The 13,904-nt window shown below is 75.6% G+C and carries 15 protein-coding genes; 9 read left to right on the top strand and 6 right to left on the bottom strand.

What is annotated here, in order from left to right:
- The first annotated feature begins 170 nt into the window (after positions 1-170).
- Together ACFVXH_RS12265 and ACFVXH_RS12260 are read left to right on the top strand one after the other, a co-directional pair.
- A complete protein-coding gene (locus ACFVXH_RS12265; RefSeq protein WP_387822679.1) occupies positions 171-503 on the top strand; it encodes an NAD-dependent epimerase/dehydratase family protein in 333 nt (110 codons plus the stop codon).
- Complete coding sequence (locus ACFVXH_RS12260; protein ID WP_387822676.1) at positions 463-1,212, top strand: NAD-dependent epimerase; 750 nt, start codon at positions 463-465, stop codon at positions 1,210-1,212. Before ACFVXH_RS12265 ends, ACFVXH_RS12260 begins: the two co-directional genes overlap by 41 nt.
- 119 nt (positions 1,213-1,331) lie before the next feature.
- On the opposite strand, the gene ACFVXH_RS12255 is transcribed toward ACFVXH_RS12260, so the two are convergent.
- Complete coding sequence (locus ACFVXH_RS12255; protein WP_380742683.1) at positions 1,332-2,381, bottom strand: family 2 encapsulin nanocompartment cargo protein polyprenyl transferase; 1,050 nt, start codon at positions 2,379-2,381, stop codon at positions 1,332-1,334.
- A gap of 271 nt (positions 2,382-2,652) precedes the next feature.
- Entirely contained in the window at positions 2,653-4,071 is a 1,419-nt protein-coding gene (locus ACFVXH_RS12250; RefSeq protein WP_074001715.1) for a family 2B encapsulin nanocompartment shell protein, read from the bottom strand.
- Between the two features lie 329 nt (positions 4,072-4,400).
- On the opposite strand from ACFVXH_RS12250, the gene ACFVXH_RS12245 reads away from it, so the two are divergent.
- On the top strand, positions 4,401-5,474 hold the full coding sequence (locus ACFVXH_RS12245; protein WP_117488360.1) for an ATP-grasp domain-containing protein: 1,074 nt from the start codon (positions 4,401-4,403) through the stop codon (positions 5,472-5,474).
- A 12-nt stretch (positions 5,475-5,486) separates the two neighbouring features.
- Here ACFVXH_RS12245 and ACFVXH_RS12240 read toward each other — a convergent pair whose 3' ends face one another.
- The 3 genes from ACFVXH_RS12240 to ACFVXH_RS12230 form a co-directional block, all read right to left on the bottom strand.
- Entirely contained in the window at positions 5,487-6,035 is a 549-nt protein-coding gene (locus ACFVXH_RS12240; protein WP_387822671.1) for a methylated-DNA--[protein]-cysteine S-methyltransferase, read from the bottom strand.
- A gap of 239 nt (positions 6,036-6,274) precedes the next feature.
- Positions 6,275-6,508: a hypothetical protein gene (locus ACFVXH_RS12235; RefSeq protein WP_049661653.1), complete on the bottom strand. Its 234-nt coding sequence runs from the start codon at positions 6,506-6,508 to the stop codon at positions 6,275-6,277.
- A gap of 168 nt (positions 6,509-6,676) precedes the next feature.
- Positions 6,677-7,963, bottom strand: coding sequence for an MFS transporter (locus ACFVXH_RS12230; protein ID WP_387822668.1), 1,287 nt, complete (start codon positions 7,961-7,963; stop codon positions 6,677-6,679).
- Positions 7,964-8,180: 217 nt separating this feature from the next.
- On the opposite strand from ACFVXH_RS12230, the gene ACFVXH_RS12225 reads away from it, so the two are divergent.
- The 6 genes from ACFVXH_RS12225 to ACFVXH_RS12200 all read left to right on the top strand — a co-directional run bounded on the left by ACFVXH_RS12225 (position 8,181) and on the right by ACFVXH_RS12200 (position 13,608).
- On the top strand, positions 8,181-8,990 hold the full coding sequence (locus tag ACFVXH_RS12225) for a hypothetical protein (RefSeq protein ID WP_387822665.1): 810 nt from the start codon (positions 8,181-8,183) through the stop codon (positions 8,988-8,990).
- Positions 8,991-9,319: 329 nt separating this feature from the next.
- Complete coding sequence (locus tag ACFVXH_RS12220) at positions 9,320-9,766, top strand: hypothetical protein (RefSeq protein WP_079271955.1); 447 nt, start codon at positions 9,320-9,322, stop codon at positions 9,764-9,766.
- A gap of 82 nt (positions 9,767-9,848) precedes the next feature.
- A complete protein-coding gene (locus ACFVXH_RS12215; RefSeq protein WP_387822662.1) occupies positions 9,849-10,574 on the top strand; it encodes a class F sortase in 726 nt (241 codons plus the stop codon).
- A gap of 156 nt (positions 10,575-10,730) precedes the next feature.
- Positions 10,731-11,624, top strand: a complete 894-nt coding sequence (locus ACFVXH_RS12210) for a hypothetical protein (protein WP_387822659.1) — start codon at positions 10,731-10,733, stop codon at positions 11,622-11,624.
- Positions 11,621-12,403 (top strand): response regulator, encoded by a 783-nt coding sequence (locus ACFVXH_RS12205; RefSeq protein WP_387822657.1) that lies wholly within the window; start codon positions 11,621-11,623, stop codon positions 12,401-12,403. The genes ACFVXH_RS12210 and ACFVXH_RS12205 overlap by 4 nt, the downstream gene beginning before the upstream one ends.
- Positions 12,400-13,608, top strand: a complete 1,209-nt coding sequence (locus tag ACFVXH_RS12200; RefSeq protein WP_387822654.1) for a sensor histidine kinase — start codon at positions 12,400-12,402, stop codon at positions 13,606-13,608. Before ACFVXH_RS12205 ends, ACFVXH_RS12200 begins: the two co-directional genes overlap by 4 nt.
- 97 nt (positions 13,609-13,705) lie before the next feature.
- On the opposite strand, the gene ACFVXH_RS12195 is transcribed toward ACFVXH_RS12200, so the two are convergent.
- Positions 13,706-13,882 carry a hypothetical protein gene (locus ACFVXH_RS12195; protein WP_158077680.1) on the bottom strand — a complete coding sequence of 59 codons (177 nt, stop codon included), beginning with the start codon at positions 13,880-13,882 and terminating at the stop codon, positions 13,706-13,708.
- Positions 13,883-13,904 lie beyond the last annotated feature (22 nt).

The raw sequence follows: 13,904 nt of genomic DNA, 5'->3' as shown, positions 1-13,904 counted from the left end.
GGGCGCGCACCGGGCCGGGGTGCGGTCGCCGACCGCGGTACACCTCGGATGCTAAGCGGGGCCGGGTGGGGCGGCATGTCGGACCGGAAGCCGCGCGGCTTCCGCCCGCCGGGATCTGCTGAGCGCTGATCCGGGCGTACCGGCGGGGCGGCCGGGAGAGGGTCGTCGGCATGAAGATCATCCTGCTTGGGGGCTCGTCCTTCCTCGGACGGGCCTACGCTGCCGAGGCCCTCGCCAGGGGCCACCGGGTGACCACCTTCAACCGCGGCCGCAGCGCCGCCGACCTGCCCGGTGTCGAGGCCGTCCGGGGCGACCGCGACAGCGCCGGGGAGCTCGCCCGGCTGGTCGACGGCCGCGGCTGGGACGCCGTCGTCGACACCTCCGCCCAGCAGCCCCGCCCAGGCCGCGCTCAGCGCCCGACTGCTGCGCGAGCGGGCCGGGCACTACACCTTCGTCTCCTCCGTGCACGCCTTCGCCGACTGGCCCGCCCACGTGGTCGATGAGGGTTCCGCGCCGCACCCCTGCCCCGCCGACACCCCGCCCGACCAGCCGCCCGGCAACGCCCTGAAGGCCGGCTGCGAGCGCGCCGTGCTGGCGGGGTTCGGCGCCGGGCGCACGCTGGTGCTGAACAGCGGGCTGCTCGTCGGGCCGTACGAGTTCGGCGGCCGGCTGCCCTGGTGGCTGGAGCGGATGGCGCGCGGCGGGCGGGTGCTCGCCCCGGGGGATCCGCGGCGGACCATGCAGGTGATCGACGTCCGGGACTTCGCCGGCTTCGGGCTGGACCTGCTGACGGCCGGGACGGCGGGGCGGTTCGTCACGACGGCGCCGCCGGGGCGGCTCCGCTTCGGCGAGTGGCTGGAGACCTGCCGGGAGGTGGCGGGCGCCGCGGACACCGAGCTGGTCCGGGTCCCGGACGGGCCGCTGCTCGCCGAGGGGCCGGACCGGGTCGACTGGTGGACCGAACTCCCGCTCTGGGCACCGGACCTGCCCGAGCTGGCGGGCGTCTGGCTGGCCGACACCGGCCGGGCGGAGGCGGCCGGGCTGCGCTGCCGACCGTTCGCCGAGACGGCGCGGGACACCTGGGAGTGGCTGCGGACGCGCGAGCCGGTCGAGGACACCGACGCCGAGGGGCGCAAGGGGCGGCCGGGGGCGGCGGTGCGGCACGGCATCGAACCCGCCAAGGAGCGGCGGCTGTTGGCCGCCTTCGGCTGACGGCGAGGTCGGCCGGGCCGTGGAAGCGGCCGGGAGTGGGAAGCCGGCCGGGCCGACTTCCCACTCCCGGGGAGACACCGGGGAAAGGCCCGGGGACGCATCCGGCCCGGGCGGCCCGCTCAGTGCGTACGGCGGGTGACCAGCTCGGCGAGCGCCAGCAGCTCGTCGGCCGCGGCCGGCTCCGGGACCGCGGCGGCCAGCTGCGCCATCGCCGTGGCCATCCGCTCGCAGGACTCGCCCTGCGCCCAGCCACGCCCGCCGGCCGCCTCGACGGCCGCCGCGCACCGCGCCAACTCCTCGGGGCTCAGCGGGCGTTCGATCGCGTACAGCTCGGCCAGCCGCTTGCCGTCCACGGTGCCGGACCCCAGCGCCGCGACCACCGGCAGCGACTTCTTCCGGGCGACCAGGTCCGCGCCGACCGGCTTGCCGGTGACCGCCGGATCCCCCCAGATGCCGATCAGGTCGTCGATCAGCTGGAAGGCCAGGCCGATCTCCCGGCCGAAGCCGTCCAGCGCCTGCGCCGCCTCCTCGGAGGCACCCCCGTACAGGGCGCCCATCGAGCAGGCCGCGCCGAGCAGCGCGCCGGTCTTGGCCTCCGCCATCGCCAGGCACTCGGGCAGCGAGACGTCGTCGCGCCGCTCGAAGGCGCAGTCGATCTGCTGGCCCTCGCAGAGCTCGACCACGCAGTCGGCGAGCCGGCGGATCGAGCCCTGGGCGGCCGGGTGGGTGTCCTCGGCGAGCAGGCGCAGCGCGAGGGAGTGCATGGCGTCGCCGGCCAGGATGGCCTCGGTGGTGCCGAACACCCGCCAGGCGGTGGGCCGGTGGCGCCGGGTGTCGTCCCGGTCGATGACGTCGTCGTGGAGCAGGGTGAAGTTGTGCACCAGCTCCACCGCGGCGGCCGCGGCGACGGCCTCGTTGGGCCTGCCGCCCAGGGCCTGGGTGGCGGCGAGGACCATGGCCGGCCGGATCGCCTTGCCGGCGGGGGCCTCGGCGGGGGTGCCGTCCGCCTCCCACCAGCCGAAGTGGTAGCCGGACACCTTGCGCATGGTGCCGGGCAGCGAGTCGACGGCGGCCCGCAGGACCGGGTCGACCAGGGCGCGGGTCCGGGCGAGGATGTCCGCCGCCTCGTGCCCCTCTTTGTGGTCCCGCTCCAGCGTGGGACTCGTCATGGGTCTCTCCCCCTGTCGGGCGCCTGTCGTGGGACGGCCCGCCGACGGCGGACCGGAGTTGCGCTGCGGTGCCGGGCGCGGTCGCGCCTCGCCCCGGCCGGGCCCGTGCCGGCGGGGTCGGTACGCACCAGGGTCGTACCGGCAGGGTCGGTACGCGCCGGGGTCGTACCGGCCGGGTCCGTACGCGCCGGGGCCGCCGTCCGCCGGGGCCGGATGGGCGGCCCCGACGGACGGCACGACGGCGCGGCGCCGCGACCGGCCGTGCGAACCGTCAGTACTGCGCGATGTCCACGTTCTCCAGGACGCCGACCGCGTCCGGCACCAGGATCGCGGCGGAGTAGTAGGCGCTCACCAGGTAGGAAATGATGGCCTTGTCGTCGATTCCCATGAACCGCACCGAAAGGCTCGGCTGGTATTCGTCCGGAATTCCGGTCTGGTGGAGGCCGATGACGCCCTGGTTGTCCTCGCCGATGCGCATCGCGAGGATCGAGCTGGTGCTCCCGACGATCGGGATCTTGTTGCACGGGAAGACCGGGACGCCGCGCCAGGACTGGATCTGCTTGCCGTCGACCTCGACCGTGTCCGGGTAGAGGCCGCGCTTGTTGAGCTCCCGGCCGAAGGCGGCGATGGCCCGGGGGTGGGCCAGGAACAGCTTGGTGCCGCGGCGGCGGCTGAGCAGCTCGTCCATGTCGTCCGGGGTGGGCGGGCCGGAGTGGGTCTGGAAGCGCTGGTCGTACGCGGCGTTGCCGAGCAGCCCGAAGTCGGGGTTGTTGACGAGCTCGTGCTCCTGGCGCTCGCGCAGGGCCTCGATGGTCAGCCGCAGCTGGTGCTCGGTCTGGTTCATCGGCTGGTTGTAGAGGTCGGCGACCCGGCTGTGCACCTTGAGGATGGTCTGCGCGACGCTGAGCTCGTACTCGCGCGGCTTGAGCTCGTAGTCCACGAAGGCGCCGGGCAGCTCGTACTCGCCCTGGTGGCCGGCGGAGAGGTCGATCGCGGCCTCGCCGTGCTTGTTCTGCGCCTGCTGGAAGCCGTTCAGGTATTCGATGATCTGGAGCTGGAGCGCCTCGGAGCGGTCGTGCAGCTCCTGGAAGGCGGGCCAGGACAGCGTCATCACGGTGCCGGCCGTCGCGGCGCGGACGGTGTACGGCCAGGCGCCGCCGTCCTGCCGGACCGCCTCGTCGCCGAGGTGGTCGCCGTCGGCGAGGGTGCCGACGACCGTCTCCTCGCCGTACTTGCCGGTTCCCAGCCGGTCGAGCTTGCCGTGCGCGATCAGGAACACCTCGGTGATCGGGGCGCCGGCCTGGACCAGCACGTCGCCCGGGGCGAACTCCCGCTGCACGAAGCGCGAGGCCAGCTCCTCCAGCACGGCCTCGTCCTGGAACCCGCGCAGCACCGGCACCTCGGCCAGCGTGGGCGCGACGATCCGCACCTCGGCACCGGTCTTGACGAAACCCACCCGGCCGCGGCCGACCGAGTGGCGCAGGCGGCGGTTCACCCGGTAGGTGCCGCCGGACACCTGCACCCAGGGCAGCTTCCTGAGCAGCCAGCGCGGGCTGATGCCCTGCATCTGGGGCGCGGACTTGGTGGTCGTCGCGAGGTTCCGCGCGCCGGCCGTGCTCAGACTCTGCTGCTGCCGGATCTCCGACTGCGCACTGGGCGCGGGAATTCCGGCATTGGTTTCGGTCGACATGGGGGAGCCCTTCGCATATCCCGATGAAGTGTCGCCTTGCACATGCGTGTTGCAGCTTCATGGTGGGCCCTGTCGAGGGTGCCCCGCAATCACTCGTTCGAGTGGTTCGGAATGCCTAAACAAATAGTACGAATAGATCACCCGATCGATATCTGTTCGACCGTCAATTCGAACAACTCGGAGCGCGGCGCCCCATCCTCCCCCATCCGCGCCCCGAACCGCGCCACCCCGCGCCACGATCCACAGGCGGCGCCCCCGCCGTCCGGACCGTTCGAACAGGCCGCTAGGGTGCCCTGACCCTTCGTCAACTCTCTTCCCGAGAGGGTCACATGAGTGCACCCGTACGTGTCTGGCTGAACCGCACCTACGCCGAGAACGTCTTCTTCATCGAACAACTGCGCGCCGCCCCGCGCCCGGTGGTGGTCCACGCGACCCACGGCGACCCGGACTCCCCCGTGCTCGCCGCCGCCGACCACGGCAGCGCCGAGCCGGCCGACCTGCCGGCGGACGGCTACGTCGGCTACGCGCTGGACTACTGCGCCCGGCACGCCGTCGACGTCTTCGTCCCGCAGCTGCACCAGCTCGCCATCGCCCTCGCCCGGCCGGAGTTCGAGGCGATCGGCACCGCGCTGCTCTGCCCGCCGGCCACCGCGATAGCGGCCTTCACCAGCAAGGCCGACGGCTACGCGGTGATCGCCGGGGCCGGCCTGCCCACCCCGCCCTGGTGGCGGGTGCGCACCCCCGGCGAGCTGTGGGACGCCGTCGAGCGGATCGAGGACGCCGGGCACACCGCCTGCCTCAAACCCACCGCCGGTGCGGGCGGCGCCGGCTTCCGGGTGCTCACCCGGGAACCGTACGGAGCGCGGCGGCTGACCGGCTGGGACCACCGGGTGCAGGTCGATCAGGTGGCCGCGGCACTGGCCGAGGGCGGTCCGGACGGCGAGCCGGTGGACCTGCTGGTGATGCCGTACCTGGACGGACCGGAGGTCTCGGTGGACTGCCTCGCCGACCGGGACGGCGGCCCGCTCACCGCGGTCGGGCGCACCAAGGAGGGCCGCCGCCGCGGCTTCACCACCGAGGAGTGCTACCTGGACCCGGTCCGGCGGCTGGTCCGGGCGACCGGCATGGCGTACCTGTCCAACGTGCAGTTCCGCCGCTTCGACGGCCGGCCGGTGGTCATCGACGTCAACACCCGCCCCGCCGCCGGGCTCCACCAGCTGCGGCTGTGCGGCCTCAACCTGCCGTGGGACGCGGTGCGGCTGGCACTCGGGGAGCGGCCGGAGTACCCGGGGGCGGAACCGGACGTGCGCGGCATCGAGTACACGCTGGTGTCCGGCATCCGGCCGGTGCTGCAGCGCCGGGCGCCGGGACGGGTGTCACTGGTCCGGGCGCTGCACCGGTGAACGGCCGCGGCCCTAGAGCGGGCCGTTCCAGTCGAGGGTCGGCTCCAGCACGCCCTCCAGCGTGAGCAGCCAGCGCTTCACCTCGATCCCGACCCGGCCGCCGCCGAAGCCGCCGATCCCGTCCGCCGCCACCACCCGGTGGCAGGGCACCAGCAGGGGGACGGGGTTGGCGGCCATCATCTGCCCGACCGTGCGGGCGGCCAGGCCGGGCTCCGTCACGTCCTCGAACACCCCGCTGCGGGCGGCCAGTTCGCCGTAGGTGATGGTCCGGCCGTACGGCACCTCGCGCCAGAGCGCCTGCAGCACCGCGCGGTGCGGGCCCGAGCTCAGGCTCCAGTCGATCGGCAGGCCCAGGTCGCGGGTGCGGCCCGCCAGGTAGGCGCCGATCCGGTCGGTCACGGCGGCGATCTTCGACTCGTCGGTGCACGGCGGCGCCTCGCCCTCGCGCGGCCCCCGGTAGCCGGCCGACACCACACCGAGCGGGGTCACCGCGATGTGCATCGGCCCGCTGGGCAGCGGCGTGGGCACGGTCAGCCAGGACATCGACCAGGACTGCGGCACGTTCGGGCCCCCACCCTCCGCCGGACCGGCCGCCGGCCACCCCGGCGTCCGGGGGGCGTCCCCGCCCCGCGCGCCATCGTACGGCGGGCGGCCGACAGGCCACGGCGCGCGATCCACGGGCTCGGGCGGGCCGGCAGCGGGCTCAGGCGGGCGGACAACGGGCTCCGGCGAACGGGCCGAGGGCTCCGGCGGGCGGCCCGGGTGCGGACGGTCCGCGGCCCGGGCCCGGGCGGCTCCGGTCAGAACTGCCCCTTCAGTCCGCGCGCGTTCGACGCGCACCAGTGCACCAGCTCGGCGCGGTCCGGGGCGCGGCCCTCGCACAGCACGGCGAGCTGTTCGTCGTTGATCCGGTTCGGCCCCGGGATCTCCAGCAGGTACGCCAGGTCCGCCAGTACGGTGGCGAGCCGCTCCGCGTCCGCGTGGTCCAGGGTGACCGCGGACCCGTGATGGCTGATGGTGAGCGAGCCGGGCATGATCGACCTCCTCCGTCACCCCCGTCCTCCACCGTACGACCGGGTCGGCCGCCCCGCCCGCCGCGGAGGCGTACGTGCGCGGGTGGGGCAGCCGGTTGCGCTCCGGGGCCGGCCGGGCGCGGTGCGCGGTGGGCCGGGGGTGCGCCCCGGAGCCGTCCGAGGGGTTGGTCAGCTGTCCGGGCCCTCCTCCCAGCGACGGTCACGTACCGCCGGTACGGCCAACACTACGGCCCCGGCCGCCAGTTGCCAGACCGCTCCGATCAGCAGCACGGTGTCCGCGCCGAACCGGCCCGCCAGCGGACCGGCCGCCGCCAGCCCGAGCGGGCCGAGGGCGAAGGAGCCCAGCACGCCGAAGGCCGTCACCCGGCCGAGCAGTTCCACCGGCACCCACTTCTGGGTGGTGGTGCCGTAGAGCGTCCCGCAGACCGCCGAGCCGACCCCGGCCACCAGCGCGCCGGCGGCCACCCAGGGCAGCCCCGTCCCGGCCGCGAGCGCCGCGGAGGGCAGCGCCCAGGCCAGCGCCGCCAGGGACGCCACCGCGAGCGGGCGGGCCGGCGACCGGCCGAGCACCAGCAGGCCGCCCAGCACCGCGCCGACGCCGTAGACGCCCATCACCAGGCCCCAGGCGCGGGCGCCGCCGAGGTCCCGCTGCGCGAGCAGCGGGCCGAGCACCAGGAAGGGGGCCCAGACCAGCAGGTTGAACAGGCCCATCTGCACGGTGGTGATCCACAGCCACGGGCGGGAGGCGAACTCCGACCAGCCGGCCCGCAGGTCCCGGACCATCGAGCCCTCGCCGGCCGCCGCCCGTACCGGCAGTCGCAGCCCGGCCAGCGCGAAGGCGCCGACGCCGTACGTCACCGCGTCGGCCAGCAGCACCGTCGCCGGGCCCCAGGCGGCGGTGACCAGGCCGGCGGTGGCGGGGCCGACCACGGTGGACACCGAACGGGCCAGCCCCAGCAGGGCGTTGGCGTCCGCCACCAGTCCCGTACGGCGCACCAGGTCGGGCACGATCGCGCCGAAGGCCGGCATGAACAGCCCCTCGCCGACCCCCCAGACCGCCACCAGCGCGACCATCGCCCAGACCGGGGCGTGCCCGGCCGCCAGCAGCCCGGCGAACAGCGCCTGGACCACGCCGCGCAACAGGTCCGAGCCCAGCATCACCCGGCGGCTGCCGATCCGGTCCGCGATCGCCCCGCCGGCCAGCAGCACCAGCACCACGGGGAGGATCCGGGCCGCCATCACCCACCCCAGGGCGGTGCCGCCCCCGCCGTTGCCGCTTCCACCACCACCGCCGTCGAGCACCGCGAAGGCGACCGCGACCGGCGCCATCGAGGAGCCGATCAGGGAGGTCGTGTACCCCAGGAAGAACCACGTGAACTCGCGCTCGCCGAACACGGCGAGCCGGTCTCCCAGGCGCCTTCGACGGGCCGGGATCCGTTCGGTCTGCACTGCCATGTGCAGAAAGTCTGCGCGTCGACGGAGGGCGGATTCAAGGGATTGCGGGAAAAAAGTTGAGCCTTTGGGAATCAATTCGACGAGGATTCGCTCTACCGCAGTAAATTCACACCTCTATGGCTCTTCACCTGCCATTTACTGCGCCCAGCGACTATGGTTCAGGCGTCCCGGAACAGTTATTTACTGCGGCACTTGGACACTTCGGAAGAAGGCGATCGTGACAGGAACCGCGACAGCACTCCCACCGGTCGAATACGCCGTCGCCGTCGAGCGCTACCTGGCCGCCTCCGGGCTCGCCGACGGCTCCCGGCGGATCTACCGGATCGCACTGGACACCTGGGCCTGGGCACTCTCCGACCGGCCCGCCCCCACCGGCCCCGAACGGCGACGGGCCCGGCCGCCCGTCCTGCCGCTCGCCCTGCTCGACCACCCCGACGCCGCCGAGCGGCTCCGCGCCGCGGCCGCCCGGCGCGGCGCCGACACCGACCCGCGCACCCTCAACCGGGAGCTCTCCACCCTGCGCGCGGCCGTGGCCTGGTGGCGGGCCCGCGGCTGGCTCGACGGCGACCCGACCACCGGCCTGCTCCCCCGCCCACTGCCCGAACCCGCCACGGCCACCGGCCCGTTGAGCCCCGAGGAACTGCGCGCCCTGTTCGCCCTCCGCGCGCCGCTGCGCGAGCAGGCGCTCTGGCACCTGCTGCACGAGTCCGGCGCCGCGATCGAGACCGTCCTCGCCCTGGACACCGACCACCTCGACCCGCCCCACCGCCGCACCCGCCCGCCCGGCACCCCGGTGCACTGGCAGTCCGGCACCGCCCGGCTGCTCCCCCTCCTGGTCGCCGGCCGCGCCACCGGCCCGCTCTTCCTCACCGACCGCCGCGCCCCCGCCGGCACCCCCGACCGCGACCGCTGCCCGTACACCGGCCACGCCCGCCTCTCCTACCGCCGCGCCGCCGAACTCTTCACCGCCCACACCCGGCCGCTCGGCCCGGGCTGGACGCTCCGCCGCCTGCGATCGGGGCGGTAGGGCAGGGCCGTAGGGCAGGGCGGGGGTGGCGGCAGCGTCGGGCTTTCCGGCGGCCCCGTCCGCGCCGTTACGCAGCCGATGGGCGGCCGTGACACGACCGGCCGAGGACCGCGACACGGCCCTCCTAGCGTCATCCCCGACGCCACCGGCCGAACCCGTCGAACCGGGTGAAGCGGCCGGAGGGCGTCCGCGACGAGGACGTACGCGTCCGGCGCCGACGACGGACGTCCCGCGACACCGGCTCGCCGGGGCCCGCGAACCGCACCGCGGACCGCACCGCGGACCGGCGGCCACCACCCACCGACCGACGCACGATGGAGACACCCCGTATGAGCAGGAGCCGTACCCACCACTCCCCCGCCCGCCGCGTCCTGGCCGCCTGCGCCCTGACCGGCGCCGCGCTGCTGGCCACCGTCACCGGCGGGCAGGCCTGGGCCGACGGCGCGCCGAAGCCGGCCGCGCCCTCCGCCGCCCCGGCCGGCGACGCCGCGGTGCGGACCGCCCCGCCCGCGCCCGCCGCGCCCTCCGCCGCCCCGAAGCCCGAGGCCTCGCCGGCCGTGGCCGCCCCGAAGGGCGCCGCCCCGGCCCCGGCCGCCCCCGGCGGCGCCCAGCCGCAGGTCCGCGAGGTGCCCAAGGGCGCCGCGCAGGCCGGTGACGGCTCCACCGCCTCCGACGGTTCCGGCCTGATGCTCGCCGGTGGCGGCACCGTCGCGGCCGTCGGCGCCGCGGGCCTGGGCTTCGCCCTCCTGCGCCGCCGCTCCGGTGCGCGCGGCTGACACCGGTCCCGAGTCCGCCGGGCACCCCGGCGCCGCTTCCCCGTACCCGGCCAGTCGGGGAAGCGGCGCCGGGGCCGCCCCGGTGGCGGGGACCGACAGCCACCGACGCGCCCCGGGCCACCGGCGGGGGCGCCGACGCGCCGCCCGGCCCGGCCCCGGCCCGCTGCGCCGTACCGCCTTCGGCACCGCGGGCCTGCTCTGCCTGGTGCTCGGCACCTCGCTCGCGCTGTCCGGCCGGGAGACCCCGGTGGTACGGGTCGAGACCTCCGGGCACGGCACCGGCGCCGACACCCCGGCGGCCCCGGGCACCCCGGGCGCCCCGGCCACGACCGGCACCGCACCCGCCGCCCCGAAGCCGTACGCCTCCTCGCCGCCGACCCGCCTGCTGGTGCCCTCCGTCGGAGTGGACGCACCGGTGACCGACCTCGGCCTCAACCCCGACGGCACGGTCGAGGTGCCGCCGGCCGACCGGGGCGAGGAGGTCGGCTGGTACCGCAACGGCCCCACCCCCGGCGAAGCCGGCCCCGCCGTGCTCATCGGGCACTACGACACCGTGCACGGCCCGGCGGTCTTCAAGCAGCTGCCGAAACTGCGCCCCGGCGACCTCATCCGGATCCGGCGCGCGGACGGCGGCACCGTGGACTTCAAGGTCCGCGAGCTGCTCCAGGCCGCCAAGGACCGCTTCCCGACCGAGCAGGTGTACGGCGACACGCCCGCGCCCGCGCTCCGGCTGATCACCTGCGGTGGCCGGATCGGCTCGGACGGCCACTGGACGGACAACATCATCGTGCTGGCGGACCTGGCCTGACGGTGCACGAACCGCCGTCGGGGAACCGCCGGCCACCGCCCGCACGACCTACCACCGGGGCGGCGACGGGAGGCGACGAGCCGGACCGTCGCCGTGGACGCAGGCAGAGCAGGCAGCGCGGACAGCGCAGGCCCGGCAGGAGGACGAGCACCGACCGTGGCAGCAACAGCACCCCCACCACCCCGCCGCCGTCCCGGCGCCGTCCCGGTGGCCGCCCTGGCCGGCCTGGTCGTCGTCCTCGCCCTCGCCGCCCTGGCCTTCGGCCGGGCCACCCCCGGCGAGCTGCGCGACCAGGGCCCGGCCCGGGCCGTCAGGCCGCCGGCGGTGTCCCAGCCGCTCTGGCCGGACCTGCCCACCTCCCCGCCGCCGGCCGCGTCCGCGACCGACACCACCCAGGAACCGCCGCAGCCCGTACCGGACGTGACCGTCCCCGGGCGCGACATCACCGCGGTCGACGTCCGCACCGTCCTCGCCAAGGACCCGGACGTCGACCAGGAGGAGCGCCAGGCACTCGGCTCCTGCGCCGGCTGCGAGGTCCGCGCCCCGGAGTTCCGCGACCTCACCGGCGACGGGCAGCCCGAGCTGATCACCGTCGTCACCACCCCCGGGCGGGCCGTGCTGCACGTCTACGCCCTCGCCGAGGACCGACTGCTGCCCGTCCTCCGGGTGCGGGTCCAGCCGGCGTTCAACGCCTCGACCATCGGCACCGACCTGTGGCTGATCGAGCCGACCAGCGTCGACGCCCGGACCACCAGCCACTACGCGTGGGACGGCAAGAGGCTCACCCTGAACGAACGCAGGGACGAGGGCGTCATACCGCTCCCGTCCACCGGCCCGGACGCCGGCCGGCCGGTCACCGCCGTACCCGACCCCGGACCGGCGCCCCGCCCCGCCCCGTACGCGCCGAAGCAGGCGGCCCCCGAGGCCGCCGTCCCGTCCCCGCGCGGCGCCCGGCCGTCCTCCGTGCCCTCCGCCCCCTCCGTGCCCGGCGCGTCCGTCGCGCCCGTCGCGCCCTCCGTCCCCGCCGTGCTCCCGGAAGCGAAGCGATGACCCCCGCCGCCACCCCCGCCCACCCGCACATCCTCCTGGTCGAGGACGACGAGGTGATCCGCGAGGCCACCCGGATGGCCCTGGAGCGCTACGGCTTCCCGGTCACCACCGCCGCCGACGGCCTGGAGGGCCTGGAGGCCTTCCACGCCGTCCGGCCCGACCTGCTCCTGCTGGACGTCATGCTGCCGCTGCTCGACGGGGTCGGCCTCTGCCGCCGGATCCGGGAGGAGAGCCAGCTGCCGATCCTGATGATGTCCGCCCGGACCGACCCGGTGGACGTGGTCTCCGGGCTGGAGGCCGGGGCAGACGACTACGTGGTCAAGCCCTTCGAGAGCGCCGTCCTGGTCGCCCGGATCCGTACGGTGCTGCGCCGCGTCCCGGTCGCCCCGGCGGCCGACGCCCCGCCGTCCCCGTTCGCTCCGCCCCCGCAGTCCTCGCCGTCCCCGCCCGCCCTGTCGCCCGCTCCGCCGTCCCCGCCCACCCTTCCGTCCGTCCGCAGCTTCGACGGCCTCCGGGTGGACACCGACAGCATGGAGGTCCGGGTGGACGACCGCCTCGTCCCGCTCACTCCCACCGAACTGCGGCTGCTGCTGGAGTTCAGCGCCGCGCCCGGGATCGTGCTGGAGCGCTCCACCCTGCTCGAACGCGTCTGGGACTACGAGTGGGGCGCCGACACCCGGGTCGTGGACGTCCACGTGCAGCGGCTGCGCGCCAAGATCGGCTCCGGCCGGATCGAGACCGTCCGCGGCTTCGGCTACAAGCTGCGGCGCCCGGCATGACCCTGCGCCGCCAGATCGCCGCCGCCGTCGCCGCCATCGCCGTCCTGGTCGCGGTGGCCGTCGGCCTGCTGGTCCACCAGGCGATGATCCGCCAGCACGTCGACCAGGCCCGCTCCTCCTCGCTCGCCACCCTCGACTCCGCCTTGAACGACTACGAGCGCGGCGGCGGGAAGGCGGTCGGCCGGGGCGCCGTCCTGAACGACCCGGCGCTGCCCGAGCGGCTGCGCGCCCTCACCGCCGGCGACCGGCACGGCTCGCTGCTCGTCGCCGACGGCACCGGCGAGTCGATGTGGGCGGCCGGCCCGGTGCCGGACGGGGTGGTGTCCGTCCGGGTGGACTTCACCCAGGACCGCCAGGCCATCGCCGACCTGGACCGGATCATCCTGCTCACCGTCGTCGCCGCGGTCTTCACCACCGTGCTGGCCGGCGTGCTCGTCGCCGACCGGATCAGCCGCCGGCTGCGCACCGCGGCCACCGCCGCCCGCGGCATCGCGGCCGGCGGGACGGACACCCGGATCGGCGAACTCGTCGACGGCAAGGACGAGGTCGCCGACCTCGCCGCCGCCGTCGACCTGATGTCCCGCACCCTGCACCGCCGGCTGGAGGACGAGCAGCGCTTCACCGCGGACGTCGCCCACGAACTGCGCACCCCGCTCACCGGCCTCGTCACCGCCGCCGAACTCCTGCCGCCCGGCCGCCCCACCCAGCTCGTGCAGAACCGGGTCCAGGCACTGCGCGGCCTGGTCGAGGACCTGCTGGAGGTCTCCCGCCTGGACGCCGACGCCGAGTCCCCCGACCTCTCCGCCGTCCCCCTCGAACGCGCGGCCCGCCGCACCGTCACCCTCACCGGCCTGGACGTCACCGTCGAGATCACCGCCGACCGGCAGGTCCGCACCGACCTGCGCCGACTGGACCGCATCCTCGGCAACCTCATCCTCAACGCCCACCGCCACGGCACCGGCCCGGTCCACCTGCACGTCGACGGCCCGCGGATCACCGTCCGCGACCACGGCCCCGGCTACCCCGAGGACCTCCTCCGCCACGGCCCGCAGCGCTTCCGCACCAACGCCCCCGAACGCGGCCGCGGCCACGGCCTCGGCCTCACCATCGCCACCGGCCACGCCCGCGTCATCGGCGCCACCCTGACCTTCGCCAACCACCCCGCCGGCGGCGCCCTCGCCACCCTCACCCTCCCCCCGAACTGACCCCGGACACGACGGAAGGGCCGGCCCGACAACCCGTCGGACCGGCCCTTCCCGTTCTGCCCGGAGCCCCCTGTCGGGTTCGAACCGACGACCCCCGCTACTGGGCCGGACGGGACCTGTCGGCCGGGGCTTCAAGATGGCGCGCGAGGATGGCGGCGAACGCGAGGTACGCCTCGATCTTCGCGGCTCCGACGAGAGCATCGGGCGACACATGCTTTGGCAGCCGGTCCAGGTACGCGCGGGCAGCGTTGGCGTGGTCAACGTAGTCACTCATGCAGGCCCCCCTGAGGATGATC

This window comes from Kitasatospora sp. NPDC058184, assembly GCF_042883725.1.
Classification (GTDB): Bacteria; Actinomycetota; Actinomycetes; order Streptomycetales; family Streptomycetaceae; genus Kitasatospora.
This window is presented reverse-complemented; position numbering and strand designations above follow the sequence as displayed.

What these genes read in the sequence shown, in the direction of transcription:
- ACFVXH_RS12265 (WP_387822679.1), top strand. Translation starts at nt 171, where the DNA reads ATGAAGATCATCCTGCTTGGGGGCTCGTCCTTCCTCGGACGGGCCTAC.
- ACFVXH_RS12255 (WP_380742683.1), bottom strand. Translation starts at nt 2,381, where the DNA reads ATGACGAGTCCCACGCTGGAGCGGGACCACAAAGAGGGGCACGAGGCG.
- ACFVXH_RS12250 (WP_074001715.1), bottom strand. Translation starts at nt 4,071, where the DNA reads ATGTCGACCGAAACCAATGCCGGAATTCCCGCGCCCAGTGCGCAGTCG.
- ACFVXH_RS12245 (WP_117488360.1), top strand. Translation starts at nt 4,401, where the DNA reads ATGAGTGCACCCGTACGTGTCTGGCTGAACCGCACCTACGCCGAGAAC.
- ACFVXH_RS12235 (WP_049661653.1), bottom strand. Translation starts at nt 6,508, where the DNA reads ATGCCCGGCTCGCTCACCATCAGCCATCACGGGTCCGCGGTCACCCTG.
- ACFVXH_RS12230 (WP_387822668.1), bottom strand. Translation starts at nt 7,963, where the DNA reads ATGGCAGTGCAGACCGAACGGATCCCGGCCCGTCGAAGGCGCCTGGGA.
- ACFVXH_RS12220 (WP_079271955.1), top strand. Translation starts at nt 9,320, where the DNA reads ATGAGCAGGAGCCGTACCCACCACTCCCCCGCCCGCCGCGTCCTGGCC.
- ACFVXH_RS12205 (WP_387822657.1), top strand. Translation starts at nt 11,621, where the DNA reads ATGACCCCCGCCGCCACCCCCGCCCACCCGCACATCCTCCTGGTCGAG.
- ACFVXH_RS12200 (WP_387822654.1), top strand. Translation starts at nt 12,400, where the DNA reads ATGACCCTGCGCCGCCAGATCGCCGCCGCCGTCGCCGCCATCGCCGTC.
- ACFVXH_RS12195 (WP_158077680.1), bottom strand. Translation starts at nt 13,882, where the DNA reads ATGAGTGACTACGTTGACCACGCCAACGCTGCCCGCGCGTACCTGGAC.